This window comes from Enterovibrio qingdaonensis (assembly GCF_028683135.1).
GTDB classification, from domain to species: Bacteria; Pseudomonadota; Gammaproteobacteria; order Enterobacterales; family Vibrionaceae; genus Enterovibrio; species Enterovibrio qingdaonensis.
This window is the reverse complement of sequence record NZ_JAJUBB010000014.1, coordinates 48,725-75,149: the sequence shown is the minus strand read 5'-3', so window position 1 is coordinate 75,149 and position 26,425 is coordinate 48,725. Positions and strand designations below refer to the sequence as shown.

Genomic DNA, 26,425 nt, shown 5'->3' with positions numbered 1-26,425 from the left:
TAGTAATCACTGAATCGCATCAAACGCGACATGATCAGAGTCAATTGGCCGACATTGTAAACAACCTGACCTGTTGCGAAAAGAGGCAGAAACAAGATAGCTCGCAGTATAGCGGAGGAAATTGTCCTTATTCGGTATCGTTTGCGGCTAATGCGTAGTTGATTTGGTCGAACGTGAAGCCACGGCTATTGAGATATCGAACCCATTTTGCACGTTGTTTGAAGTCCACATCGGCGAAGTTGCCATCTAAATCACCAAAGCGTCGTTGCGCCAGTTCTTTAGCAAGCTCATACCAATCGTGCTGCTGATTTTCTTGGGCTGATTCTAATTGAACCGTACTGATACCCTTTCGTTTGGCATCAAAACAGATACGCTGCCAGCCATGTCCTTTATAGACACCGTGGCGAAGAAGGCTTTCGGCAAATCGCTGGTCATCAAGCCATTTATGATAGAGGCAGTTTTCTATCGCGGCATCAATGTCTTCGGGAGTGCACTGTCGCTGCGCCAGTTTTTGACGAAGCTCCAGCTCAGAATGATCGCGGCGGGCAAGCATGCCCACCGCCAGTTCTCGTGCAGTTAAACTCAGAACGCTTCCTCTTCTGGCAGTTCTGCGTCGTCACTATCCGCTTTCGCGTCATTCGTTTGCAGCAGCATGTCGCGCAAGGTTTTATCCAGCTCTTTCGCGAGCTCTGGATGTTCTTTCAAGAACTTACAAGCATTTGCTTTACCTTGACCGATTTTGTCACCGTTGTAGCTGTACCAAGCACCCGCTTTCTCAACCAGCTTGTGTTTTACACCTAGGTCGATGAGCTCACCGTAAAGGTTGATACCTTCGCCGTACATGATTTGGAATTCAGCTTGCTTGAACGGTGCCGCGATTTTGTTTTTCACCACTTTAACACGCGTGTCGTTACCGACGACTTCGTCGCCTTCTTTGATAGAGCCAATACGACGGATATCAAGGCGAACAGATGCGTAGAACTTCAGTGCATTACCACCAGTCGTGGTTTCTGGGTTACCAAACATTACGCCAATCTTCATACGAATTTGGTTGATGAAGATCATCAGCGTATTGCTGTTTTTAATGTTCGCCGTCAGCTTACGCATTGCTTGAGACAGCATACGCGCCTGCAGAGTTTATCGAAAGCATAAATGTATAACGAACGACATATGACGCAGATGTTAATAATCTTAATCCTTGTTAATCATACCATTACCACCATAAAACACAACAAAACCGATAGTCAGATTACAGTTACATGTGTAAGGTAGGAAAGGTAACTATATGTAAGGTAAGAAATTCAAGTGAAGAGCACTAGTCCTGTAGTCAGTGACATTCATTGCCATACAATCATGGCGCATAGATATGCTTCAAATATGAATAACACCATCGAGAGTGTTATTGCCGGAAAGTCGCCTGCCTACAAAGCACGTATAACAAGGATATTGAAAGAGTTCTTCGCATTCTGCTTTGAAAGGCATTTACGGATTACAACAGGTACTGATGTGTCGCTCTGTTTCTCAGCATGGCAAGAGGATTTCTTTAGCGGTGTCAAAAACAAACAATCCCATACATTGATTAGTGACGCCAGAGCATTGAGAGTGACATTGGCTAAGCTATGCAGTCGCTCAGTTGGGGGGTTGCCTGAAACAAACCACATTGCTCCATTAAGGCGACTACATACGATGGTGTTCTCGGACACGGTAAACTCCCGAGACAAGGTTCTCGGTGGTTTTGACTTATCTATGAGTAGAAAGGGTGAAAGCCTTACCTTAACTCTGGAAACAGATGTCGATACATTCCTAGGTAATTTGATATCAACGATGAAAAAGCATCGCGATGTCATCTACAAAGTATCAAAACGTTACCTGCTCGATGCTTCAGATAGATTCAATCTTAGAGAAGATATGGTAGCCAATGTAGATTGCAGCATATTTGATAACAACCCTCACCTATACCATCCACACCTTGTATCTTGCAAGGGTCAACCCTACAGCCTTTTTAATTCCAATTTGCCAAACGGTGAATGTGGAAAATCCAATTTGCTTGCATACCTCTGGCATTGTAAGAGTGGATACGTTGATCGTCATTTTTCTGGTGGGGGGAGCCATCTTTACAAGTTTTCAAAGAACCAATATGAGCTTCGGGAGCACTTTGGTTTATCTACACTATCTGCTGTTGCTTGTTGCAACATCATTATCGTTGAGTCCGGCATTAATGTTGACAGCCTCCGTGGTTTACTGCTGTCGTCACAAGGCTCCATCCATCAGATTTTCGAAGCAACGCCAAACGGGTTTCGAGTCGGTTATCATAAGGCTAGAGCCAAGGCGCATTTTAAACGCCACCTAAAACATGTGACTAGCACCCCCTTCATTGAGCAGGCTTTTAACTACCTAGCCAACGCAACATCACATCACCGTTCTCTCGTGTCGGGAAACACTGCCAAACGCCTGTTTTTGTACCAGACAAATACAGACGCCAATAAAATCATGCCTATAAGTGATATGGCATTTAAGGATGGTTTCGTTCGACTTTTGGAAGAAGCAAAAGACCTCTTAGAGCAAGATCCGAGTTGGTGTGAAGGTTTGACAGTTGAGTGTATTAATGAAGTGCTAAACGCCAACCCTAACGCAAAAAAACTTAGGGCAACAGAAGGTGTCATTCGCTGGTATGAGAGTGGTGGCAACCCTGCTGTTGCAGCGAAATATCTTGGAAACTCTGAAGCGGTGTCTATAAGGAATTACCTACCTAAAGAGCTACAGTTGGCGGTTTACAATCAGCGCGTTAGACGGTTCCAAAATATTTTGGTCGCGAGTGCTACTGATGGGCAGGATTACCAAATTAAGGCTCTAAACCTGACAGATCAAGCAGAGTTAAACGAGTATTTGTCGCGCCTAGAGAAGCGTATTCCTCATTGGAAGACGGTAATGAAAACCGCATCTGCTAACAATGAGAAATCCAACGCAGCCAGCAAAGCAAGAGTTACCCTAAACATCTGTCCAGAGAACATAGCTGTAATGAAGGCTTGTCATGTAATTGAGATGCAACGCATAGAGTCGGGCGAGTCTGTGGATGACAGCATCAAGGAATTGTCCTACGTGTATCAGGCTTTGAGTGATCATTTGCGAACGCATCCAGATAGGAGGCTAAAACGCACTGTGCACAAAGGCGACCTACTCTACGAGAAAAAAACTGGAAGTTATTCTGACATAAAAATAACCAAGCAAGAGGTCGGTTGTGGCTCTAATTAATATCACCAATGACGCTCTGCGTGAGGGCGCGGATTGGTCTTATAAGTCTGATGACACCCAAAATTGGTGCTTTTCATGGCTCGTTAGTAACTTCAATGACCATGTGTGGTTCATTAACGATGGGTCTGATGCTGAAAACCTGCCGTATATCTCTTTCGATGACTATATCCCAGCTACAGGCGGTACGCTGAGAGACGAAAAGTATCTGATCGTAACTAACGCTATAAAGAAAGTGCTCGCGTTGAGCAGAACGGGGCATTTAGCAACAGAAGATGGTGGAAAAACCTTGCTGACTCGTTTTGCAAGCATGGTTGAGAACGCAACTGCTCTCAAAACATTAGCAATATTCCTAATCAAAGAATACGGCGAGGATGCGGTGTGCAAAGAAGGATTCAGTCTTTTGACCACCTCAGACATAAAGAAATTCCACTTGGAAATTGCGACAGGGAGAGCGGATAAGGCAACAGGTTTCACTGAGCTTATTCTTAATAAAATATCACTGATGGATAGCGAAACTATCACGCATCTTTTTGGCGTTAACTCAGATGACGAAGCTGAATTATCAATTGGACGCTTTTTGGAAAAGCTCGGAGTGTCGAAAGTTCGCGTGTCGAGCTTCACAAGGCATTTAATTTCTGAAAAGTTAAATGAGCTGTTTCCTGACCTACCCTTAGCAATCACAGTCAGATCTAACCGTAAAGTTACTGAGTTCCCGAACTCATGCCCGATGTCATTCACCGGAAAGGAGGCAACGGTTGGCGATAACACTTTTGATTGCTTGATTAAAGCCCCAAACCTATTGAAGAGGTATTCACACTACCTACCTGAACTGGTCAATTACTGCAATCCTACTGTTACGGTAACTGAATCCTTTGCGAACACATACATAAGGCCAAAAGAGCGCACGCCAAACATTCCGACGCAGACCGCCCTGTATTATTTGGATGAAGCAATTCGGATAGTTACTGTTTATGGGGAGGACATTGTAGAAACAAAGAAAAACTGTGAATTTCAGCTCAATAGAATCCACAAAGAAAACCCCAAGTTTCGCCGCGATTATATTTTCGAAGGCCGTTGCCCTCACAAGGTTGTCATTCCTGACAACGGGTTCACTAGAGACTTTAAGGTAACTAGGTACAACGATCTGCCCACAGGCTCTTCACCTAAGGAGCTTCGCGAAAATGTTACTGTGTTATTCGGGTACAAAATGCTACTGGCGGCAACCTATATTCTCGCTCACACCTTCTGTATAAAGCGTGTTTCGGAAATACTTGAGCTAAAAGAGTCTAGCTTAGAGCATGGCCTTTGGGGGGGGTATGAGCTGTTCTTTGGAATCCGAAAATCCGCACCAACTGATAACTCGACTCTGGTTACTGGGCGACCAATACCTCATGTGTTATTTGAAGGCATTACATGCTTAGCTGAAGCGAATAGTCATTACTACGCTGAACATGAAGACCCATTTCTCTTCCCTTCAAACCACACATCAACTGGTAAAGGGGGGTTCCCTAAGAACCAGAAAATGAATCGAGCTAAAATTACTGGCTATCTGCAAGCGTTCGCAGACTTCATTCAAGTTCCAACAGAAATTGTTAATGGCGTTGAGTCCCGCTTCTATCTAACTCGAACGCACGTTCTAAGGCGTTTCGCCGCACGTGCCTTTTATGCACTTTCCGACATTAGTGACTTCCCTGCACTTTCTTGGCTAATGGGACACCGGAGTACAGAGGAGACTTGGCATTATTTGCTAGAAGAAGTGGGCAACGAACACTTGTCAGAAGAAGAAGCCCAATGTGTATTGGATGCCATTTACAAAAGTAATGTCGACACATCACAGGTTGAAGACACCATCAAATCTAATCTGAATATCATGTTCAACAATCAGTCCGATGACGTGGCTAGAGAGTTTATTAGAGAGCAGATTCTCTCTGGCGCAAAAATTTATAACTACACCGATGCTTCGGGCAAAGTAATTCTATGGATGGACATTAGTGATGAAGAAACATCAGAGTAAGGCATTATCCCCGAACCACAACGCGACAAAGAAACGAGCAGCAACTCTTGAGCAAGTTAAGCTCCGTGTAAACCTTCTAAATGACTTCATTGAGAATGGTGTACCTGATGGGTTTACCGCACATACTGGCCTGCTAAAACTGTTAGCGTATTCTGATGGGGGCGAAATAGAGAAGCGCACTTATCAATCCATCCTCTCTAAGAAAGATATTCCGATTGTCGATATAGATCCTTCATTTGAAGGTTCTGAATCGGCAGTTATGGACTGCAAGGACTACTTGCTGCTGAAAATAGAAGAGTTGAAATGTAAGCTCGAAATGCCACGCGTCCCGTTAGAGCAGAGTGATGATGTGGCTTTTGATTCTTGTCCTAACAGCTCAAAAGCAAAAACTAAAGGGGAACTGAGGGATACGATTAAGGAGCAGGCAGTTCTAATTGAGTCTTTAGCCAAGGAACTGTTAAAGCAACGCCGCGCAAACAACACCCTAATCTCCCTTATCAGGGAAAGAGATAGTCACGCCTCACGTACGTTAAAGGCTTACTTTGATGAACACCAAAATGAACTCTGTAAAGTTAGAGAGTTCATTAAGCCTGCGATCGAGAAAACGATATCAAACCTAAACGAGTTGTCTCGCGAGTTTGATCAAGTATTTGGTGACAGTGAAGACAAAGTTGTGCCGATTTTGGGGAAACGGTAGATGACAATGGTCAGTTTAAAAATCGACATTAAGCCCCTTCCTTCCGCAAGTGAATCTGACATCCATAACGATGAAGAGTCATGTTTGTTTTTGTATGGGAATGGCGACGTCAATTGGTTTGCTACAGACTTCTTAATGTCCAACAAAATACCAAAAGCCTCTAAAAAGGGTGCCAAAGGTTTTATTCGCTACTTTCTTGAATACTTGGAGTGTTATGAGAATTGGAAGCATGGCGACATGCAAGGAAAGCCTGTATCTGTTGGGACTGTAACTGATGCACACTTTTATGATTTCGTCCGATACATAGAAGACGATATTGGCCTTAACCGAAACGCTATTGGTAAGAGGGTCAGGATGGCTTTGCGTTTTTTGGAATTCATCCAAAATGACTACCATTTGGGTTATACCTTGATTGCTATCGCCAACCTTGATGGTCACTTCTCCTCAAAAGGGCTAGTCAACGCTCAACGTAAAACCACCTCTTATAGTAAGAAGAGCTTCTTACATCATGACTGCATACCTCATGGTGAAGACTACGGCAGCAGATTCCCAATAACCGAAGCTGCAATTGAAAGTCTTTACGATGATTTGGACGCATTGGAAGATGAAGGTGAAGAATTTCTGTTTGAATTTTTTTCGACACTTATTGGTTTACTTGAAGCGACAGGCATTCGTGTAAGCGAAGCCGCCAATATAGACGCTCATACAGTTGAGGTCTTACGCGCTCAGTTGAATGCATCATTAGCCAGTAAAGCGGTAGATCTCGATGATATTGTGAGACTAAACAAACTCACTGTTGATACGAAGAGCTTGAAGGCCGCTGAAGCTATTTATCGAAAGTCGGCTCTTGGCGGCGGCAACGCCCAATTTGTTTGGATTAAAATTAAAACAACCAAAGGCAAGAACAAAGACACGTTTCGGATTGTTCCTATTTCATTTACCGCAGCACAATACCTAGTCCGATTCTATGACGACTATATTCTCAATGAGTTAGACCGGGCTAACGAAGGTCTTGCCAAGGTGAATCGTGCAAAATTTGGAAAATTGTTTGTCCATCACCGTTCTCATTTGCCGATGACAGGAGCAATGATTTCCAGCCTGTTTTATGAAATTTTCAACAGGAAATATAAAAGTAAGCACAAACGAAACCCTCACCTTTTCCGACATCGCTTTATTACGCTTTTAACTCTTCAGCAGCTTAAAGCCCTCAAAAGCAACATGGGTGGAACGCAACTTGCCTGCCTAATCCTCAAGCGAATTCAAGGATTAACTGGACATGCCACTATCAATACAATGCTCCACTATGTGGAACTTGCCGAGGCTGAGCTATATGAAGCAGACAAACCAGCTACGGAAGGAGGTTTTGATAGCGTAGCTAGAGAACACTTGGTTTCACAACTAGGGGAGGACTATGTTGCGGAGCTAGAAGAAGGGCTGAAGCTAAAACAAGCAAAGAGTGCATTAGCTGCACAGTGTTAACCCTGAAAGGAGTCAAAATGGAATTAAATCTAACTAAGGATCAGGTGCAAACCTTACTGAATCTCGTAAATAGAGAGATGAGCGGCATTTGTGGTGATCTAGGGTATTTAGAGCTTTCAAAAATAAAGAGTATTTTAGAGCAGCAGTTGGATAGTAACTCTTCGAATAAGCCACCTACCCAATAACGTGAAAGACTATAGCTGGGTGAATGAAAAGCCCCCGACTGGTGCTCGGAGGCTATTCTAAGACACTTACGCGCCCTTCCAAACAGTTTTAATGGTAGAGTGTATGTCGTTGTTTTACAAGCTGCTTATGTTCAAATATAATACACGGTAGTTTGAAAGGATGTGCAAAAGTAGGCTCGGTGTACACCGCCAAGGACGCGGGATCATAATCAGGATGATTGTACCCAAATTTAGTGTTGCAATTTGTACAGGCTGGCTGTGATTCTTATCCCTCCGTAAGCCCTCAAAACGCACCTAAAGCCATAGGCCATATTTTTGGCCGAGTCAGTCTGTAGCGAGTGGTGTCGTCAGGCATCCCTAACCGGAAGCCTAAGCGCGCCCTTCCAAACAAAGCGGATAACCAACCTTAGGCGAATATAAGGGATAAGGTCGGTTAGCTTAGTCTTCCTCTGACCAGAGGATACTGCATTGTCCATTTATCCAAAATGGAAAGAGGAATTAGCAAAACTGGTATGTTCCGCCTTGCTAAAGGTCATCATCAACCAACTGCTAAACCGCTAGTGTAGTTAAAGACGGAAATACCCCCACTCCTTGAAAAAGGAGCGGGGGTTATTTTTTATCCACATCAGAAATAACTGGGCAGGCAAAATGCACTTTCAACAAGTGGGCTATAGACAATGGATTTGCGCAAGAACCCTATACTAAATTTAATTAAAACTAACTGGGGGATGCTAACCGCTATTGGGCTAGTAGCATCCCAGCTACTAGCAGTGTATATGGAAGTGAGAACGCTACAATATTTTGGCGTTGAGTATCTCACCATAGCTCAACCATCCGATCTCCCGATGATATTGTTTAGATACCCTGAAATGATATTGTTTGTTGTCTACGGAGGTGTAACGCTTTATGCATTTATTGACCTGTACGAAGCATATCTTTCTAAGAACTTATCTAGGGCAAACCTTGTTTCACCGAGACTCTTTAGCTCTCTAATGTTAATTCTATGTGGAGCGATAGTTATGCTCCTCTTTTGGAATACATCTACACCAGTTAAGCGTTCAGAATGGATAAGCAATAAATCTTTCCCAAATTCAGTTTTGATTAACAACCCTGAGTCAGGAAAAAGCAAATGCTATGGATTAATAACTGCCACCTCAACTCACCTTGTTCTTTATGACTCAACTTTAAAAGAAGCACTCACAATTCAAAAATCGAGCATAGACGAGGTTAGATGGCCTTACATGAAGGTAAAAGTAACCAGTAACGGAGAATGCTTGGTTTACGATAGCTTAGAAGACTACAAAGCTTCTAAAGATTGATACTCCCCGTTCCTGTACACATATTACATGCATTAGAAAAAAGGAAAATGACACATTCAGGGACAGAAACGGCTTAGAGTTGATGAACTAAGCCTATAGGTTCAGGCAAGCAGTATTTAGGTAGAATCTAGCCAGTTATGGCCTGCCTAGTCGGTGGTTATTCACAGACCTAATTCTGGTAATTCTTGATCTATGATTTTTTCAGCTTCCAGCAACCTGTCTTCAGCAAAATTTTGATAAATAGCAAAGTCATCATAAGTGAGCCATGAGTCAAGATTGTTAATATATTCTAAACACTGCTCAAGTGCTCGCTTAACCTCGCTGTAGCAAAGTACATTCTGCACAACATCCTCATCCCTAGATTTAAGTATGGCTTCTCTGGCAATTTCAATTTTCTTTAAAGTGGATGTTATAGCCAAGGTCGAAACTGATGGTTCATGCCTGCCTTCGATAATCTTAGTGAAATGGTGGTCTACAAATCTATCTTTCATTATTCTTCCTCATCCTTAATTAAGTCCACGTATGATGCGACTTTCACGTTCAGTAAAACGCTGTTGCACTTTAGTTCACGTCACGCAATACATTATCACTGTTTAAATTCGCCAGCCCTAATCTACCATAAAGTTAAAAATATGTGACTTGACCCGAGTCGCATAAAGAACTGGTGGGTAACTGTTTAGTAGACCAGCAATAAAAGACATTCATTTATCGAATAATACTGACAGAAATATTTAGCTCTTATAAGGAGAGGATTCGCATTTCAGCGAATTAAGGGAACACCCGAAAATAGAAAATGGGCAGAGGCGAGGTGCCACTAACCTTTCTATTGATTCATACGCTATAGCGTAAATATAGCGCTTCATACGCTATAGCGTATGAGGCCAAGCATTTCTAATTAGTCTCGCTGAGATGAATGGAGATTTTCTTGAAGCCTATTTTCTCAGCGTTCGCTACTGCTGAATCAATTGTCTTGAAGTGTCTTGGTTCACCATTGCTGCGTTGAGCTGTTAAAATATGCATCTTTGATTTACTGCTAGAAAGCATGAGATTGTAACCATCATTGAAGGCAGCAGGGCAGACCAATGCTTCTTTCAGCACGCCGTTTTCAAAAAGAGTCTTTAGCTCTTGCAACTCCATAACAAATCCTTTCTTGAATTCAAAATCGAAAAATGACACATCAAATTCCCGATACGATTCGATAATCAAAAACGAAATATGATGCATCAAATCTAGAATATGATTATATCATCAAAAGTTAAATATGACGTATCAAAAGAATAAAATGAATTGAGCTAATCCTTCATCTCTCTTTGGAGGCACTTTAAATCCCTATCATCAATAGATAGAACCATTGAAACTGGATCTTCTTCGGTTTCACCATTGACAATCCTTGCGGCAATAACTTGCTTTATAGTTTCAACCGACACTCCCATGCTACGTGCCTTAGCAGTCAATATTATTTTCATTTCAGCATCAATCATTACAACCTCCTATCTTAGATAGCTCAACTTGTTCAGGTTCTCGTAGCATCGACTATTTGTTTTCTTGAAGCTGGCAATCATACCTACCGCTTTGCTAAGCGCCTTATCTCGCATAACAATCAGTACTTTAGGGATGCCATAATCAGTGCCACCTACTGAGTGAGAGCCGAAGTCAGTTCCAAGATTAAGAAAAAACACGCTCAATCTTGGAATCGAGTGGACGCACACGCCAAGAAGACTGTATGCATATACAGTTACTTTTTCAAAGCTGATTTTTGTGATTTCCGCTTGTGTTCAATAAACTCAAAACGCTGAGCTTTTCGCCTACAACTGACTTATCAAGGATAATAAAAAAGGCAGCCAGATGGCTGCCTTTCTTCTGCTAGTGAAACGCTTACTTAAAACGCTTCTTCATCAGTAATAGCATCGGATTCGTCCTTGGATTCCTCTACTAGTTTCTCTGGCTGAAGCAGTAGCTCTCGCAATTTAGCATCAAGCTCAGCAGCGATATGGCTGTGTTCTTCAATGAACTTACAAGCATTGTTCTTACCTTGACCAATCTTGTCACCATTGTAGCTGTACCACGCACCCGCTTTCTCAACCAGCTTGTTCTTCACGCCTAGGTCAATTAGCTCACCGTAACGGTTAAAGCCTTTGCCGTAAAGAATTTGAGTTTCAGCTTGCTTAAATGGCGCGGCGATCTTGTTCTTAACCACTTTAATACGGGTTTCGTTACCAATAACCTCTTCACCTTCCTTGATGGAGCCAGTACGACGAATATCCAAACGAACAGATGCGTAAAACTTCAGTGCGTTACCACCTGTTGTGGTTTCTGGGTTGCCAAACATCACACCGATCTTCATCCTGATCTGGTTAATGAAGATGCACATACAATTACTGGCCTTCAAATTACCCGTCATTTTACGCATGCTTTGACTAAGAAGGCGGGCCTGAAGTCCCATGTGACTGTCGCCCATCTCACCTTCAATCTCCGCTTTTGGAGTCAAAGCTGCTACAGAATCGACCACAATCAGGTCAACTGCACCAGATCGTGCTAGTGCATCACAAATTTCGAGTGCCTGCTCACCAGTGTCAGGTTGTGACACTAGAAGCTCATTGATATTTACGCCTAGCTTCTGAGCATAGATAGGATCAAGTGCATGCTCAGCATCAATAAATGCACAGGTTTTACCATTTTTTTGCGCTGAAGCAATACACTCAAGCGTCAGAGTTGTTTTACCTGAAGACTCTGGACCGTAGATCTCGATGATACGACCTGTCGGCAAACCACCAGCACCTAGTGCGATATCCAGAGCAAGGGAACCAGTAGAGATAGTCTCCACATCCATCGCTCGGTTATCACCCAATTTCATGATTGAGCCTTTACCAAACTGCTTTTCGATCTGACCTAGGGCGGCAGCAAGTGCCTTTTGTTTGTTCTCGTCCATCTTTTACCTTCTGAATTCTTTTTAGAGTGCTTAATGCATATTCAATTTAGTCTTCGCTATTGAATCTAAAGTGAATACACATTCGATTAGCTAGCTGCCGATTAAAGTTAGATCTTTCAATCTTTGCATTCAAGGGGGAGCTATGAATTACTAAATACTGCCTTACACTTACGCTGCTAATTTCATTCCGATAAAATGCAGACCCATGTGCGAATCACCCATTTCACCTTCGATTTCCGCTTTCGGCGTCAGTGCCGCAACGGAGTCAATGATGATAACGTCAACCGCGCCAGAGCGCGTCAGTGCATCAGCAATCTCAAGTGCTTGCTCACCCGTATCCGGTTGTGACACCAACAGATTGTCGATATCCACGCCAAGTTTACGAGCGTAAACAGGATCCAGTGCGTGCTCAGCATCGATAAACGCACAGGTTTTACCAGCTTTTTGAGCTTCCGCTACTACTTGCAGTGTTAGCGTTGTTTTACCTGAAGATTCAGGGCCATAGATTTCAACAATACGACCGAATGGTAGACCACCGGCACCCAGTGCGATATCCAGTGATAGCGAACCTGTAGAGACAGTTTCGATATCCATAGTGCGGTCATCACCCAGGCGCATGATGGAGCCTTTACCAAATTGTTTCTCGATTTGACCAAGGGCTGCGGCTAACGCCTTCTGTTTGTTGTCGTCCATTTGAATCTCCAAAGGATGCAATAAATCGTTCAGATAACTAATCGTTAATTGCTGCTAAGTATACTGTCCATTTATACAGTGTCTAGCCCTGTGCAACAATTTTATTTCCAATCGTGCCACGGCTCTTATTTTTCGCCTTCCAGATAGGACAACAGACGACAAAGGCTATGAGCAATGGTATTGCGACGAATAGTATGGCGGTCACCATCAAACAAACACGTCTCTGTTACCACGCCCGCTTTGGTCGCCCAGCCAAAGCACACCATACCAACAGGTTTATCATCAGAACCACCTGTCGGGCCTGCAATGCCGCTCACCGCTAAGCCAAAATCGGCGTTAGCAGCATCACGAGCGCCAATGGCCATTTCAGCTACGACATCTTCGCTTACTGCGCCATGTGAAATTAATGTCTGGCTTTTAACCCCAACCAGCTCTTGTTTAGCGTCATTGCTGTAGGTAACAAAGGCACGTTCAAACCATGCAGAACTGCCTGCAACCTCGGTCAGTACATAAGAAATTCCGCCGCCGGTGCATGATTCGGCCGTTGTCACCGACTGCCCGTTAGCCACCAGATGCTCACCAATCCGCGTCGCGGTTTTTACGAGTTGTTCCATCTTCGTCCTCTTTCGACTTCATTTTTCCGTCATCGCGATATCGACACTTTACCCATTTACCGCGATTCACGTATCCTTGTTGCCTCTATTTCTCATTGTAATTTTGCAGGCCAGATCGTGACAGCACAAGCAATAGCAAATCACACCCCGATGATGCAGCAATTCCTAAGAATAAAGTCGCAGCATCCAGAACAACTCCTTTTCTATCGAATGGGTGATTTCTATGAGCTTTTCTATGATGACGCAAAACGCGCGTCACAGCTTCTCGATATCTCGTTGACAAAACGCGGCTCATCTAACGGCGAACCTATTCCGATGGCGGGCGTGCCTTACCATTCTGTAGAAGGATACTTGGCGCGTCTGGTTCAACTCGGAGAATCCGTCGCGATTTGTGAACAAATCGGCGATCCTGCCACCAGCAAAGGCCCTGTTGAACGTCAGGTTGTGCGCATAGTCACGCCGGGCACAGTGTCAGATGAAGCTTTGCTCAATGAACGTCAAGACAACCTGATTGCTGCTATCTACGCACACAAAGACCAATTCGGTTACGCAACGCTGGATATTACCTCCGGTCGATTCCTGCTAAGCGAGCCCGCAACTGAAGAAGAAATGCAGGCAGAGCTACAGCGTACGCGCCCTGCGGAATTGCTTTATCCGGAAGATTTTGGCTACGCGGCACTGACAGACATGTGCAAAGGCAGCCGTCGTCGCCCTATCTGGGAATTTGATTTGGAGACCGCCAAACAGCAGCTCAATCAGCAGTTTGGCACCCGTGACTTAGTCGGCTTTGGCGTTGAAAACTGCATGCTAGGATTGGCAGCGGCAGGCTGTTTGATGCAATACGTGAAAGACACGCAACGCACTGCCCTCCCACATATTCGTGCGCTGGTTAAAGAGAACAAAGATCAGTCTGTCATTTTGGATGCAGCGACGCGTCGAAACCTAGAGCTGACACAAAACTTGGCTGGCGGTTTTGAGAACACCGTTTCGTCAGTGCTTGATTGCACCACAACCCCCATGGGCAGCCGTTTGCTAAAACGCTGGTTACACCAACCAATGCGCGATTTTGTCATCGTTAGTCGCCGCCTTGATGCCATTACCGCCCTAAAAGACACGGGCCTTTACGTAGACCTGTCTTCGTCTCTGCGTCCGGTTGGCGACATGGAACGTATCCTCGCACGTTTGGCACTTCGTTCTGCCCGCCCGCGCGACATGGCAAGATTACGTGGCGCGCTGCAACAGCTCCCAGAAATAGAAGGCTTGCTGGAGGAAGTGCAAGACGACGCCATTGCACCGCTCAAGCAAGCGTGTTCGCCAATGCCAGAATTGACGAAGCTGCTGGAAGAAGCGGTGGTGGAAGCCCCGCCAGTGGTGATTCGTGATGGCGGCGTCATCGCACCTGGCTACAATGCCGAGCTCGATGAATGGCGCGATCTAGCAGACGGTGCCACGAAATACCTTGAAGAACTGGAAGCGCGCGAGCGTGACCGCCATGACATCGACACCCTAAAAGTGGGTTACAATCAGGTGCACGGATTCTTCATTCAGGTCAGCCGTGGTCAAAGCCATCTGGTACCGCCTTATTATGTCCGCCGTCAAACGCTGAAAAACGCTGAGCGCTATATCATCCCTGAACTGAAAGAGCACGAAGACAAAGTGCTGAATTCAAAATCCAAAGCGTTGGCATTGGAGAAAAAACTATGGGAAGAGCTGTTCGACAAACTACTGCCACACCTTGAGCAACTGCAACGTGCTGCCGATTCACTGTCGACGCTGGATGTACTCGCAAACCTTGCTGAGCGCGCAGAAACACTGAACTACTGCCGACCAACACTATCGGACTCCCGCGGTATTGATATCGCCGGCGGTCGCCATCCCGTGGTCGAGCAAGTGCTTGATGCTCCGTTTATCGCCAACCCTACGCTGCTGAATGCAGAGCGTCGCATGCAAATCATTACTGGTCCGAACATGGGCGGTAAATCGACCTACATGCGCCAGACGGCATTGATCACCCTACTGGCTCATATTGGTTCCTATGTACCGGCTGAATCTGTCACTTTGGGCCCTGTTGACCGTATCTTTACCCGTATCGGTGCGTCAGATGATTTAGCATCTGGCCGCTCAACCTTTATGGTTGAGATGACAGAAACCGCAAATATTCTTCACAATGCCACCGAAAATAGCTTGGTACTGATGGATGAAATTGGCCGTGGCACCAGTACCTATGACGGCCTATCACTGGCGTGGGCCAGTGCGGAATGGCTGGCTGAGAAGCTTAAATCGATGACACTGTTTGCAACACACTATTTCGAGCTAACCGAGCTTTCGGGACAGGTAAGCGGGCTCGTTAACGTGCACCTCGACGCGGTTGAGCATGGCGATGAAATTGCCTTTATGCACGCCGTTCAAGAAGGCGCGGCGAGCAAGTCTTACGGTCTTGCTGTAGCAGGGCTTGCTGGTGTGCCGAAAACCGTTATTCAACGCGCGAAAACCAAACTTCGCCAGTTGGAAGCCAGTGGTCATGAGGTGGTTACAGGGGAGCATGCACCACAGACACCTGCTGCGCAATTGTCACTGTTACCAGAGTTGAGTGAAGTGGAAAAAGTCCTCGCAGACATAGAACCCGACAACCTCACTCCTCGTCAGGCATTGGACGCTTTGTATCGCTTAAAAACATTACTCTAAGTTCTAAGCGACCAAAACTAAAAAAGCCCCTATTGGGGCTTTTTACTTGAGCACACGAAACGGTGAAAAAAACAGTAATTAGTGCTCAGTATTGAACAGCGACTCGATACTCAAGCCTTGATGAGTCAACATGTCACGAAGACGACGCAGCCCTTCTACTTGAATTTGACGAACACGTTCACGTGTTAAGCCGATTTCTCGACCAACATCTTCTAACGTTGACGCTTCATGACCCAACAAGCCAAAACGACGTGCTAGTACTTCGCGTTGTTTCGGGTTCAGCTCTTGCAGCCAGTGTACGATAGACTTTTTCATGTCATCGTCTTGGGTGGTACTTTCCGGGCCACCTTCTTTTTCATCAGGGATGATATCTAGAAGGGCTTTTTCGGAATCACCGCCTATCGGATTATCAACTGAGCTAATACGCTCGTTCAAACGAAGCATACGATTGACGTCTTCGACAGGTTTGTCCAACTGCAGCGCAATATCCTCAGCGGTCGGCTCATGGTCCAGCTTTTGCGCCAGTTCACGGGCTGTACGAAGATACACATTGAGTTCTTTCACGACATGAATCGGCAAACGGATAGTACGCGTCTGATTCATGATCGCACGTTCGATCGTTTGGCGAATCCACCACGTCGCATAGGTAGAGAAACGGAAGCCTCTCTCAGGGTCAAACTTCTCAACTGCTCGAATAAGCCCAAGGTTGCCTTCTTCTACGAGATCTAGCAACGCCAAACCTCGGTTCGAATAACGGCGAGAGATCTTAACAACCAAACGAAGGTTACTTTCGATCATTCTCTTGCGAGCGGCTTCATCACCACGTAGTGCGCGACGTGCATAAAGAACTTCTTCTTCAGCCGTCAGCAATGGCGAATAACCAATTTCGCTGAGGTAAAGTTGTGTCGCATCCAATGCTTTCGATGAAGCAGCAAATGACACTGACTCTTCGACTTCTTCTACTGATTCCGTTTCCTCATCGAGCTCCATTTGCTCCATGTCAACGTCTTCAACAGTTAGGTCTTCTTTCTTTGCAGTATTATTCTGACTCATAGCGCCTCCCAATTTGGCGTAGCAGCTAGACAGTACAGCAACCTCTGTCCCGGTCTACCGTTTAGGCAAATACCTAAGCGGATTCACCGATTTTCCTTTGTAGCGAATCTCAAAATGTAATCGAACTGTGTTTGTTCCAGAGTTGCCCATTGAGGCTATTTTTTGCCCCTTTTTGACGCTCTGCTTTTCCGAGACGAATATGCGGTCGTTGTGAGCATAAGCACTTAGGTAATCATCATTGTGTTTAATAATGATTAAATTACCGTAACCTCTCAGTGCGTTACCCGCGTAGACCACTTTTCCATCTGCAGAAGCTGTAATCGATTGACCTCGCTTACCCGCGATATCAATGCCTTTATTTCCCATCTCTGAGCTAGAAAAACCAGAGACCACTCTACCGCCCGAAGGCCATTGCCAAACTATTGCTTTATTTGACGTGGTAGGTTTATTTACAGGTTTGTCAGTAGATGGTTTACTTTTTGTTACAGCCTGACTGTACTCTTTCGGTTTCTTCGGTTCAACTTTTTTCTCGGCTTGAGTAGATGAACCAGGCTTTTTTTGCGAAGCGTATTTTTGATTATCTTTGCTTGTTTTAGCAGAAGATCCTGTAGAGGCGACAGGTGGTTTAGCAATGACTACTGGGACAGCCGCCACAGCCACTGGTGCTGTTGCGACAACCACTGCTGGCGTGCTTCCCTTTTTCCCATAGGATGGTGGAATATACTTTTCTTTCCAAAGGTTGAGCTTTTGGCCAGGAAAAATAGTGTAAGGTTTTGTCAGTTTATTGGCCGCGATAATTTCTTTTACATCACGGTCAGTAATGTAGGCAATATAGTAGAGCGTGTCGCCCTTCTGGACTTCATAATAGCTCCCTCTGTAGCTACCACGCTCTACTTGACTATAGTCTGGGCTGACACTCGACACAGGTGCTGGGCTTGACACCGAACAGGCAGCAAGAAGAACCAACACAGGGAGAAAAAACAAAATTTTCAACTGAATTGAAACCCTTACCACTAGACGTTACCTATGCCAAATCACCAGCAACCAACGGGACAAACCTTACCGCCTCGATTGCTGTTGTCTCAAAATGCTCACCGTTACGGGTCACTTTATACAATACCTGATCTGTCTCACCAACAGGAATAATAAGGCTTCCGCCTTCCGACAACTGCTCACAAAGCACGTGAGGCATTGTCGCCGCAGCTGCGGTTACTATGATAGCGTCAAATGGCCCTTTGCTGGCCCAACCTTTCCAGCCATCACCATGTTTTGTCGAAATATTATAGAGCTCAAGCTGCTTAAAACGGCGCTTTGCCGTCATTTGCAGTTGCTTAATTCGCTCCACGGAATAAACATGCTCGACAAGCTGTGCTAAGACACATGTCTGAAAACCAGACCCCGTTCCAATCTCTAACACTTTACTGTCATGTTTAAGATTCAAAAGCTCTGTCATTTTAGCAACGATATAAGGCTGTGAGATGGTCTGTCCAAAGCCAATAGGTAACGCGTTGTTATCGTAGGCTTGATGCGACATTGCTTCTGAAACAAACAGATGACGAGGAAGCCGCCCGATAGCATCGAGCACAAGCTGATTCGAAATCCCTTGCAATGTAAGTTGTTGAAGAAGTGAATGCGAGTAATTCACCAATGTCACCTTTTATTTGTCCGTTTCAGTTGTAACCCATTGCGTTAATGCAGCTAGAGTATCGTGCGCCGTTAGATCGACCTGCAATGGCGTCAATGAGACACATTGTGTTTCAATGGCATAAAAATCCGTTCCGGGACCGGCATCCTGTTTCGCACCTGGGGGGCCAATCCAATAGATATTTTGACCTCTCGGGTCAACATCGTGAATCATATCTTCAGCACGGTGCCTTGCACCCAAACGGGTAACTTCCCACCCATTCAAGTCATCATAGGCGCAATCCGGCACATTGATATTCAGAATGCGATCAACAGGTAAAGGGCGAGTCTTAGCACCAAGCACCACTTTTTTTACCACTTGTGCCGCAGTATGAAAATGCGAGGAACCACAAAGGGAGACGGCTATCGCAGGGACGCCCATAAAGAAGCCTTCCGTTGCCGCCGCGACAGTACCTGAATAAAGTACATCGTCGCCCAAATTTGCCCCATGATTAATTCCCGTAATCACATAATCGACAGGCTCTTTCACCAGCGCATTGAGTGCCATATGTACGCTATCTGTCGGCGTACCTTGCACAGCAAATCTTCGCTCGCTTACCTCACGCACCCTTAGTGGGTTCTCAAGCGTTAGCGAGTTGGAGGCACCAGATCGGTTTCGATCTGGTGCCACAACCGTTACGGTTGCGATTTCCGACAGCACATCTGCCAGTACATTGATGCCTTCCGCGAATACGCCGTCATCATTACTGATCAGAATGTGCATCAAATTCTCCGTCATTACTTTCTTCAATGATCTCTCGCATTACCGCGGTGGCAAAACATCCAGCGGGTAAAGAGAACTCAATCGTCAGCATATCGCCTTCACGCACCCAGACCATGTTTTCTGGTGACAAAAGAAGTGGACGACGCTCATGACGCATGCGGTTACTGCGAATCACCGCCAACAAGTGAGGTTCAGTATCTACGATAGCCTGCTCAAACGCTTGCGCATCTTGCTGTGTTGGTAATGCGTTATCTCCCGTCATCGGGCCAGAGATCTGCCAATCACCCGCAATCAGTTTTTCAATTGCTGAATCAATGTCTTCAACCAATATGGTTTCTTCATTCGCATTGATCAGCAAATCACCCAGCATGACGGAATGGCATAAGTCTTTCCCAATACGTTCAGACAGAACCTGATTGAACAAGAACGAACGTGCCGCTGATAGATAGAAGCTGCGCTTACTCTTATCGCGAACACGGAATTTGTCTTGCCCCCAATCACGTGCCGAGGTCACGTTGTTACCATTACGACCAAAACGCTGACTTCCGAAATAGTTTGGTACACCTTTTTCACGAATGTCAGCCAGACGTGCTTCAATGGCGTCATCACCATCAAAATCTGTGATAACAAGTTTGAAGTGATTACCAATCAAGTCACCCGGACGCATTTTTTTGTCGTGACGGGCAGTTTCTAAAATGGCATCCACCCCTTCGTGCTCAGCGACAAACTCTGATAAGTCAGGATCAGGCTGCCCAGGCAGATGTACGCTAAACCATTGTTCAGTGACAGCATGGCGATCTTTCAGACCTGCCCAGCTGACGTCACGAGACTTAACGCCACAGGCTTTTGCTAGCTCATTGGCAACATACTTGGTGTTTTCACCGATTTTACGAATGCGCACAAGAAAGTGCTCACCGTGCCCAGCAGGCGTGAAGTCCAACGTCTCACTTACAAAGAAATGTTCTGGCTTAACTTTAAGCTTACCAGTCGCAGTAGGCTTACCATGCAGGTAAGCCAAAGAATTCATTACATCAGTCATGGGAGTCCTTACGGATTATCACCACAGCTTCACAGGCGATACCTTCTTTTCGGCCAGTAAAACCGAGTCGCTCTGTGGTGGTGGCTTTAACGTTAATGTTGCTGATATCCGTTTCAAGATCCTCGGCAATCGCCGCACACATTGCGTCAATATGTGGGGCCATTTTAGGTGCCTGAGCCATGATGGTGACATCCAAGTTACCAATCACATAGCCTTTCGTTTTTACTTTTGCATAGACATCGCGCAGCAGGAAACGGCTATCTGCCCCTTCCCACTCTGCATCGGTATCAGGGAAGTGTCGGCCGATATCACCGGCAGCAATGGCCCCGAGTAACGCATCACAAACAGCATGCAATGCTACATCACCATCTGAATGCGCAATCAAGCCTTGCTCGTAAGGCACTCTGACGCCACCGATAATGACAGGGCCTTCGCCACCAAATTTGTGCACATCAAAACCGTGTCCAATACGAATCATAGTCTGTCCTCTTTCTGTCACATGTTTTCTGCGCGTTGCGACAGAAAAAACGCAGCAAGTGCCAAATCTTCTGGCTGCGTTACTTTAATATTGTCTGCATAGCCAGCAACCAATACTGGCGAACCGCCGCCAAGTTCAATGGCGGAGGCTTCATCGGTTACTGGCCATGATTTTTCGAGTGCTGTAGTCAGCGAAGACAGCAGTTGTTCGCGCTTAAACATTTGTGGTGTCAGCGCATGCCACAGTTCTTCGCGGCACACAGTGTGGTCAATACTGCCATCAACCGATGCGCGCTTCATGGTATCGCGAACGGGCGATGCCAAAATGGCACCATGCGAATGAGTTGTTGCTGCTTCAATCAACAAGTCAATATCACCATGGCGCACACACGGCCTTGCTGCATCATGAACCATGACCCACTCGGCATTGGTTGCATGAAGCCCAGCTAAGACAGAATCAGCCCGCTCGGCTCCCCCCGTTGTAACAATCACTCGGTTATCACAGGCTAAGGACGTTGTTTGGAAATAGGCGTCTTCAGCCCCAATTGCAATGACGACTTTGCTAATTCGGCTGTGCGCTAAGAGGTAGTGAACCGTGTGCTCCAAAATGGTTTTGGTGCCAATGGTAAGGTACTGTTTCGGGCATTCGGCCTGCATTCGCTTGCCAACACCTGCCGCAGGAACAATAGCGACAACGTCGGACACAGGGGTACGAGGCGAGCCAACCTTTTCTTCACTTGCCGGGGTATTCATGATTCTCTTCGCTTAAGTATATGGCGAGCGGGCTTATTCACTGACAATGCGGAAGAAGGTCTCTCCCGGCTTAATCATGCCCAATTCGTTGCGGGCGCGTTCTTCAATGGACTCTTGCCCGCGTTTTAGATCTGCAATTTCGGCAAACATCTGCTGATTACGATGATGGAGCTTATCGTTTGCCAGTGCGGCAGTTTCAGCTACGGCTTTTACTTCGAGGTAATCTGATACCCCATTTTTCCCCCACCAAAGGTGGTATTGGAGCCAGCCGAACAACACGAACAGTAACACTGTCAACATTCGCATCGTTATACGCCTCCACGCTTTAATTCTGAATTTTCTCGGCGATAGTACCGAACACTGTCATTTCTCTAAGGATAGTAATATTCCCACATTCGTCCTTGTCGCACCAGTGTGTGACAATAGCAAACGCGCGAATATCAACAAATTGGCGACGAAAGGCGGAATACGAGTGCAATCGTTCCTTTAAGACGTGCTCAGTATTAAAACAGGGTTTGGCAGAGCAGATAACAAACGTGACAGGCAATTGGCCTCAAAAGCAAAGGTATATTCCGGCGGGCCTGGGGTATACATCAGCTCTTCAAAAGAAAACAGCACCTCGTCGACTATCAACGGAATTGATGAGGGCATGCCAAAGGGACATACAGCCCCCGGAACACAGCCGAGTTGCGCGATCATTTCTTCATCGGTGGCTATCGAGGGACGTTTGCCCATCAGGGCTTTAGTTTTCTTGCTGTCCAATCGCGCGTCTCTGTGTGTGAGAAGCAGTGCATATTCGCCATTTTTAAATGAAAGAAACAAGCTCTTCGTTGGCGTAGCCTGCCAGCCGAGTTCAATGCCTATGCGTTCATCTGTCGCGAAATCCAATATCGGTTCGTGCTGCCAAGATTGGTAGGCCACACTGCACTGCGCCATCAATGCAACATTACGCTCCAGAATCCTTTCCAAAGACTGCGTCATACCGTTCCTTTCCTTTATCCTTTATTCAAGCCCACGCTTAAAAAGTCGTAATCCATTTCTGCATCAACAAGAATGCCACGTAAATCATCATGCCTGCTACCAGAACATCAATGACCTGTCGAACTCGAGGTCGAGACAAAACAGGTGACATCTTTGCTGCCCCCAGCGCAACCCCATAAAACCAAACAAAAGAAGCCAGCACGGTACCAATCGCGAACGCTGTGCGTTCTACGGACTGAAACTGTCCGCCAATCGAGCCTAATACCACCACGGTATCAAGATAAACATGCGGGTTGAGTACGGTCACCGCAAGCGCGCCAAGCACCACGGCCAACAAGCCTTTTTGTGCATTAGCTTCCCCAACATCAATGTCTTCGCTTTCTTCTTTAAATACGCGTCGCAGCGACTGAAACGCATACGTCAGCAAGAAAGCAACGCCACCGAGTGTCACCACGCTAAGGAGAGTCTCGTTGCTCGCTAACATAGCACCACCACCAAAGATCCCCAGCAGAATTAACGCCATGTCACAGAGAAAGCAAATGGTGGCCGTCGCAACATGATGCTGCCTGCGAATGCCTTGGTTAAGGACAAAGGCGTTTTGCGCGCCAATTGGAATGATCATACTCAGTCCCAACCCGAACCCTTGCAAAATGATTGTCGTGCTCACGGCCTCTCCCCCACCTTTTGAAATCACGGTTTCAAGGTAATAAGGTGACAGAAACAAGTAAAACTAATAATTTTAATCTTGTATCAGTTTAACTTATCTAGGGTAATCATGAAGGGATTGGACTACAGGTGGCTAGAAGCCTTAGACGCTGTCATTGCAAATGGCGGGTTTGACCGTGCTGCCGACGCATTGTTTATTACACAATCCGCAGTTTCTCAACGTGTTAAACAACTGGAGAAGCTGGTTGCTCAACCCGTACTGGTTCGCGAAGTGCCACCGCAACCAACCGCCATTGGCAAAAAGCTATTGGGGCTATATCGGCGCGTCCAACTGCTAGAACAAGAGCTCGTCCCTGAGCTTGCTCCCGAGGGAGGCTCACCCATTGTCACCGTCCCCATTGCTACCAATGCCGACAGCCTTGCGACGTGGTTACTGCCTGCTTTATCACCTTTGATGAAAGCGCAAACGCTGGAAATCAATCTAATCGTTGATGATGAAAGCCGAAGCCTCAACCGACTGCGCTCAGGTGAAGCGGTAGTCGCGATCAGCAGTGAGGCCACACCCCTTCACGGCTGTATTGCGGCTCCCCTTGGCACCATGCGCTATCGCTGTGTGTCGACACCTGAATTTAGGACGCGCTACTTTCCCGACGGATTAAACAGAGATTCCGTCAGTCGCGCACCGGCTGTGGTGTTTGACCGCTTTGATGACATGCACACCGTGTTTGTTTCTGAACGTTTTAGTCTCCCCGCGGCGGGTTGGCGAAGCCATATGGTGAGATCGTCAGAAGCATTTGTGAAAATGGCTAAACTGGGTGTGGCCTATTGCCTTATCCAAGAGCTTCAAATTGAGCAAGAGCTGGCCGAAGGTTCTTTGATTGATTTGTGTCCCGACGACGGAATAGAGCGTCACTTGTATTGGCACCATTTTGCTAACCAAAGTGGCGTGTTGGCCGATATGACAGACGCCTGTTTACGCTATGCCAACAAGGTTCTTGGATAATTTTCTGATTCCAGGGATAAACTTCTGCAGTTTGTGGTCAAACAGGCCAGATACAAACAACATGGGAAGAAAATCCATGAAAAAACACCTAATCGCTTCGCTATTCACTGCAACATTGGCTTTGTCTCCGCTCGCGTCCGCAGCGACACCTGAATTTCCACATTTGGAAACTGTCGGTGTGGGTGAAGTGGTTGCTACGCCGGATACTGCCACCGTTAACATTGCAGTGAGCTTGAAACGCACCTCAGCCAAAGCGGCCAAACAGGCGTCAGACGATGCCGTTGCTGCGTTGCTTTCCCGCCTTGAAGAGATGGGGTTGAAAAAGGCCGATGTTGACAGTGCCAACCTGTCTTTGCAGCCTCAATACAGCTACCCGAAAAGTGGTGAACCGAAGCTAACGGGTTACCAAGCTAACCGCAACGTTACCGTTACTGTGCGTGACCTTGCCCAACTGAACACAATTTTGGATGGTGCCCTGTCAGACGGTATTAATCGCGTGAATAACATCAGCTTTTCATCGAGCAAAGAGAAAGCGTTGAAAGAGCAAGCGCGCATGGCAGCGATTGCTGATGCAAAAGAAAAAGCGAGCTCTCTAGCAAACGGGTTTGGTGAGGAGTTAGCTGGCGTCTGGGAAATCCGTTATATGGATGAATCTCCTGCCCGCCCTGTGATGCTGCGCATGGCAGCAGAAGCGCGAAACGTGGATGCCAGCTATATGGACACAGAAATCACCATTCGCGACCGCGTCGAAGTGGTATTTGAACTGAGCGAGTAGTGCCCATAAGAGTAAAAAAAAGAGGCTACCTATTGGTAGCCTCTTTGCGTTATGTCGACAGACATTTGCGGGGGAACAAACTATCTATCTGGTCTTGTTTAATTAGTGAAGGATGCGCGCACGCAAGGTGCCATCGATCGCTTTCAATTTTACCAGTGCTTTTTCTGAATGCTCTGTTTCAACATCGATAACCACGTAACCATACTCAGCGTTAGTTTGCAGATATTGACCAGCAATGTTGATGCCTTCTTCTGCGAAGATGGTGTTGATCTTTGTCAGAATACCCGGCTTGTTTTGGTGAATGTGCAGCAGACGAGATGTACCCACGTGCTCTGGCAGTGACACTTCTGGGAAGTTGACAGAAGACAGTGTTGAACCATTGTCTGAGTACTTCACCATTTTACCAGCGACTTCAATACCAATGTTTTCTTGTGCTTCTTGTGTGGAGCCACCAATGTGTGGTGTCAAAATCACATTATCAAACGCTTGAAGTGGCGAGCTAAATGGGTCGCTATTAGTCGAAGGCTCGGTTGGAAATACGTCCACTGCCGCGCCACCGATGTGACCACTTTCCAGTGCGCCACACAGGGCATCAATGTCAACCACTGTACCGCGCGCAGCATTGATAAAGACCGCACCCGGCTTCATTCGCGCAAACTCTTCACTGCCCATCATATTTTGGGTGGAATCCGTTTCTGGTACGTGCAGAGAGATCACATCGCTTTTATTCAGCAACTCAGACATGGACGCCACTTGTGTAGCATTTCCCAAAGACAGCTTGTTTTCGATGTCGTAGTAGAAAACACGCATACCTAAGTTTTCTGCCAAGATCCCGAGCTGAGTCCCGATGTGACCATAACCGATAATGCCAAGGTTCTTGCCGCGCGCTTCGAACGATTGATCCGCAGACTTCATCCACTCACCACGGTGCGCCATGGCATTTTTCGCAGGGATGCCACGAAGCAATAGCAGAATTTCACCCAAAACGAGTTCTGCCACACTGCGTGTGTTAGAGAAAGGCGCGTTGAAAACAGGGATACCGCGTGTTGCAGCTGCCGTGAGATCGACTTGGTTAGTACCGATACAGAAACAGCCTACCGCGACCAGTTTTTGCGCTTTTGCAAAAACCTCTTCAGTTAATTGAGTGCGGGAGCGGATACCGACGAAATGCGCATCAGAAATGGCTTTTTCAAGCTCTTCGCCTGCAAGAGAGCCTTTGTGATATTCGATGTTGCTGTAACCTGCGCTTTGAAGTACTTCCAACGCGGTAGGGTGAAGACCTTCCAACAGAAGAATCTTGATCTTGTCTTTTTCTAGAGACACTTTAGCCATGCGCTTCTCATCCTTAAAAACAAACCTAAAAATCAAAAATCCGGTTTTAGCCATCCAAATGGCAACAATTAG

26 protein-coding genes and 2 pseudogenes are annotated in these 26,425 nt (G+C 46.1%); 9 read left to right on the top strand and 19 right to left on the bottom strand.

Annotated features, from left to right (window positions below):
- Positions 1 to 127: 127 nt before the first annotated feature.
- Both LRP49_RS17485 and LRP49_RS17480 read right to left on the bottom strand, forming a co-directional pair.
- On the bottom strand, positions 128 to 565 hold the full coding sequence (locus LRP49_RS17485) for a regulatory protein RecX (RefSeq protein WP_420791614.1): 438 nt from the start codon (positions 563 to 565) through the stop codon (positions 128 to 130).
- Positions 566 to 582: 17 nt separating this feature from the next.
- Positions 583 to 1,134, bottom strand: a pseudogene (locus tag LRP49_RS17480) (recombinase RecA family protein); the annotation flags it as partial.
- 243 nt (positions 1,135 to 1,377) lie between these two features.
- On the opposite strand from LRP49_RS17480, the gene LRP49_RS17475 reads away from it, so the two are divergent.
- The 6 genes from LRP49_RS17475 to LRP49_RS17450 all read left to right on the top strand — a co-directional run bounded on the left by LRP49_RS17475 (position 1,378) and on the right by LRP49_RS17450 (position 8,946).
- Positions 1,378 to 3,252, top strand: coding sequence for a hypothetical protein (locus LRP49_RS17475; protein ID WP_274143596.1), 1,875 nt, complete (start codon positions 1,378 to 1,380; stop codon positions 3,250 to 3,252).
- Between the two features lie 103 nt (positions 3,253 to 3,355).
- The gene (locus tag LRP49_RS17470) at positions 3,356 to 5,266 is read left to right on the top strand and encodes a hypothetical protein (RefSeq protein WP_274143595.1); all 1,911 of its coding nucleotides are present in this window, start codon (positions 3,356 to 3,358) and stop codon (positions 5,264 to 5,266) included.
- Positions 5,247 to 5,963 carry a hypothetical protein gene (locus LRP49_RS17465; protein ID WP_274143594.1) on the top strand — a complete coding sequence of 239 codons (717 nt, stop codon included), beginning with the start codon at positions 5,247 to 5,249 and terminating at the stop codon, positions 5,961 to 5,963. Before LRP49_RS17470 ends, LRP49_RS17465 begins: the two co-directional genes overlap by 20 nt.
- Positions 5,964 to 7,442: a site-specific integrase gene (locus LRP49_RS17460; protein WP_274143593.1), complete on the top strand. Its 1,479-nt coding sequence runs from the start codon at positions 5,964 to 5,966 to the stop codon at positions 7,440 to 7,442.
- A gap of 17 nt (positions 7,443 to 7,459) precedes the next feature.
- Entirely contained in the window at positions 7,460 to 7,627 is a 168-nt protein-coding gene (locus LRP49_RS17455; protein WP_274143592.1) for a hypothetical protein, read from the top strand.
- Between the two features lie 776 nt (positions 7,628 to 8,403).
- The gene (locus LRP49_RS17450; protein WP_274143591.1) at positions 8,404 to 8,946 is read left to right on the top strand and encodes a hypothetical protein; all 543 of its coding nucleotides are present in this window, start codon (positions 8,404 to 8,406) and stop codon (positions 8,944 to 8,946) included.
- 161 nt (positions 8,947 to 9,107) lie between these two features.
- On the opposite strand, the gene LRP49_RS17445 is transcribed toward LRP49_RS17450, so the two are convergent.
- From LRP49_RS17445 to LRP49_RS17420, 6 genes and pseudogenes are all read right to left on the bottom strand, one after another.
- Positions 9,108 to 9,437, bottom strand: a complete 330-nt coding sequence (locus tag LRP49_RS17445; RefSeq protein ID WP_274143590.1) for a hypothetical protein — start codon at positions 9,435 to 9,437, stop codon at positions 9,108 to 9,110.
- Between the two features lie 400 nt (positions 9,438 to 9,837).
- On the bottom strand, positions 9,838 to 10,122 hold the full coding sequence (locus LRP49_RS17440) for a hypothetical protein (RefSeq protein WP_274143589.1): 285 nt from the start codon (positions 10,120 to 10,122) through the stop codon (positions 9,838 to 9,840).
- 116 nt (positions 10,123 to 10,238) lie between these two features.
- On the bottom strand, positions 10,239 to 10,427 hold the full coding sequence (locus LRP49_RS17435; RefSeq protein ID WP_274143588.1) for a hypothetical protein: 189 nt from the start codon (positions 10,425 to 10,427) through the stop codon (positions 10,239 to 10,241).
- Positions 10,428 to 10,825: 398 nt separating this feature from the next.
- Positions 10,826 to 11,875 carry a recombinase RecA gene (gene recA, locus LRP49_RS17430; RefSeq protein ID WP_274143587.1) on the bottom strand — a complete coding sequence of 350 codons (1,050 nt, stop codon included), beginning with the start codon at positions 11,873 to 11,875 and terminating at the stop codon, positions 10,826 to 10,828.
- A gap of 198 nt (positions 11,876 to 12,073) precedes the next feature.
- Positions 12,074 to 12,568 (bottom strand): annotated as a pseudogene (locus LRP49_RS17425) (ATPase domain-containing protein); the annotation flags it as partial.
- Positions 12,569 to 12,693: 125 nt separating this feature from the next.
- Positions 12,694 to 13,182: a CinA family protein gene (locus LRP49_RS17420; RefSeq protein WP_274143586.1), complete on the bottom strand. Its 489-nt coding sequence runs from the start codon at positions 13,180 to 13,182 to the stop codon at positions 12,694 to 12,696.
- A 150-nt stretch (positions 13,183 to 13,332) separates the two neighbouring features.
- On the opposite strand from LRP49_RS17420, the gene mutS reads away from it, so the two are divergent.
- The gene (gene mutS, locus LRP49_RS17415) at positions 13,333 to 15,867 is read left to right on the top strand and encodes a DNA mismatch repair protein MutS (RefSeq protein ID WP_420791613.1); all 2,535 of its coding nucleotides are present in this window, start codon (positions 13,333 to 13,335) and stop codon (positions 15,865 to 15,867) included.
- Positions 15,868 to 15,945: 78 nt separating this feature from the next.
- On the opposite strand, the gene rpoS is transcribed toward mutS, so the two are convergent.
- The 10 genes from rpoS to LRP49_RS17365 form a co-directional block, all read right to left on the bottom strand.
- Positions 15,946 to 16,920, bottom strand: a complete 975-nt coding sequence (gene rpoS, locus LRP49_RS17410) for an RNA polymerase sigma factor RpoS (protein ID WP_274143584.1) — start codon at positions 16,918 to 16,920, stop codon at positions 15,946 to 15,948.
- A 54-nt stretch (positions 16,921 to 16,974) separates the two neighbouring features.
- Positions 16,975 to 17,913, bottom strand: coding sequence for a peptidoglycan DD-metalloendopeptidase family protein (locus LRP49_RS17405; RefSeq protein WP_274143583.1), 939 nt, complete (start codon positions 17,911 to 17,913; stop codon positions 16,975 to 16,977).
- 31 nt (positions 17,914 to 17,944) lie between these two features.
- Positions 17,945 to 18,565 carry a protein-L-isoaspartate(D-aspartate) O-methyltransferase gene (locus LRP49_RS17400; RefSeq protein WP_274143582.1) on the bottom strand — a complete coding sequence of 207 codons (621 nt, stop codon included), beginning with the start codon at positions 18,563 to 18,565 and terminating at the stop codon, positions 17,945 to 17,947.
- Between the two features lie 12 nt (positions 18,566 to 18,577).
- Complete coding sequence (gene surE, locus LRP49_RS17395) at positions 18,578 to 19,327, bottom strand: 5'/3'-nucleotidase SurE (RefSeq protein WP_274143581.1); 750 nt, start codon at positions 19,325 to 19,327, stop codon at positions 18,578 to 18,580.
- Positions 19,308 to 20,366 carry a tRNA pseudouridine(13) synthase TruD gene (truD, locus tag LRP49_RS17390; RefSeq protein WP_274143580.1) on the bottom strand — a complete coding sequence of 353 codons (1,059 nt, stop codon included), beginning with the start codon at positions 20,364 to 20,366 and terminating at the stop codon, positions 19,308 to 19,310. Before truD ends, surE begins: the two co-directional genes overlap by 20 nt.
- A complete protein-coding gene (gene ispF, locus LRP49_RS17385) occupies positions 20,359 to 20,841 on the bottom strand; it encodes a 2-C-methyl-D-erythritol 2,4-cyclodiphosphate synthase (protein ID WP_274143634.1) in 483 nt (160 codons plus the stop codon). Before ispF ends, truD begins: the two co-directional genes overlap by 8 nt.
- A gap of 20 nt (positions 20,842 to 20,861) precedes the next feature.
- Positions 20,862 to 21,596 carry a 2-C-methyl-D-erythritol 4-phosphate cytidylyltransferase gene (ispD, locus tag LRP49_RS17380; RefSeq protein ID WP_274143579.1) on the bottom strand — a complete coding sequence of 245 codons (735 nt, stop codon included), beginning with the start codon at positions 21,594 to 21,596 and terminating at the stop codon, positions 20,862 to 20,864.
- A gap of 33 nt (positions 21,597 to 21,629) precedes the next feature.
- Positions 21,630 to 21,902 (bottom strand): cell division protein FtsB, encoded by a 273-nt coding sequence (ftsB, locus tag LRP49_RS17375; RefSeq protein WP_274143578.1) that lies wholly within the window; start codon positions 21,900 to 21,902, stop codon positions 21,630 to 21,632.
- A gap of 180 nt (positions 21,903 to 22,082) precedes the next feature.
- Entirely contained in the window at positions 22,083 to 22,577 is a 495-nt protein-coding gene (locus LRP49_RS17370) for a YbaK/EbsC family protein (protein WP_274143577.1), read from the bottom strand.
- A 37-nt stretch (positions 22,578 to 22,614) separates the two neighbouring features.
- Positions 22,615 to 23,244 (bottom strand): LysE/ArgO family amino acid transporter, encoded by a 630-nt coding sequence (locus LRP49_RS17365; RefSeq protein ID WP_274143576.1) that lies wholly within the window; start codon positions 23,242 to 23,244, stop codon positions 22,615 to 22,617.
- 108 nt (positions 23,245 to 23,352) lie between these two features.
- On the opposite strand from LRP49_RS17365, the gene LRP49_RS17360 reads away from it, so the two are divergent.
- Both LRP49_RS17360 and LRP49_RS17355 read left to right on the top strand, forming a co-directional pair.
- Positions 23,353 to 24,246: a LysR family transcriptional regulator ArgP gene (locus LRP49_RS17360; RefSeq protein ID WP_274143575.1), complete on the top strand. Its 894-nt coding sequence runs from the start codon at positions 23,353 to 23,355 to the stop codon at positions 24,244 to 24,246.
- A 76-nt stretch (positions 24,247 to 24,322) separates the two neighbouring features.
- Entirely contained in the window at positions 24,323 to 25,021 is a 699-nt protein-coding gene (locus tag LRP49_RS17355; protein ID WP_274143574.1) for an oxidative stress defense protein, read from the top strand.
- Between the two features lie 102 nt (positions 25,022 to 25,123).
- On the opposite strand, the gene serA is transcribed toward LRP49_RS17355, so the two are convergent.
- On the bottom strand, positions 25,124 to 26,353 hold the full coding sequence (gene serA, locus LRP49_RS17350; protein ID WP_274143573.1) for a phosphoglycerate dehydrogenase: 1,230 nt from the start codon (positions 26,351 to 26,353) through the stop codon (positions 25,124 to 25,126).
- Positions 26,354 to 26,425 lie beyond the last annotated feature (72 nt).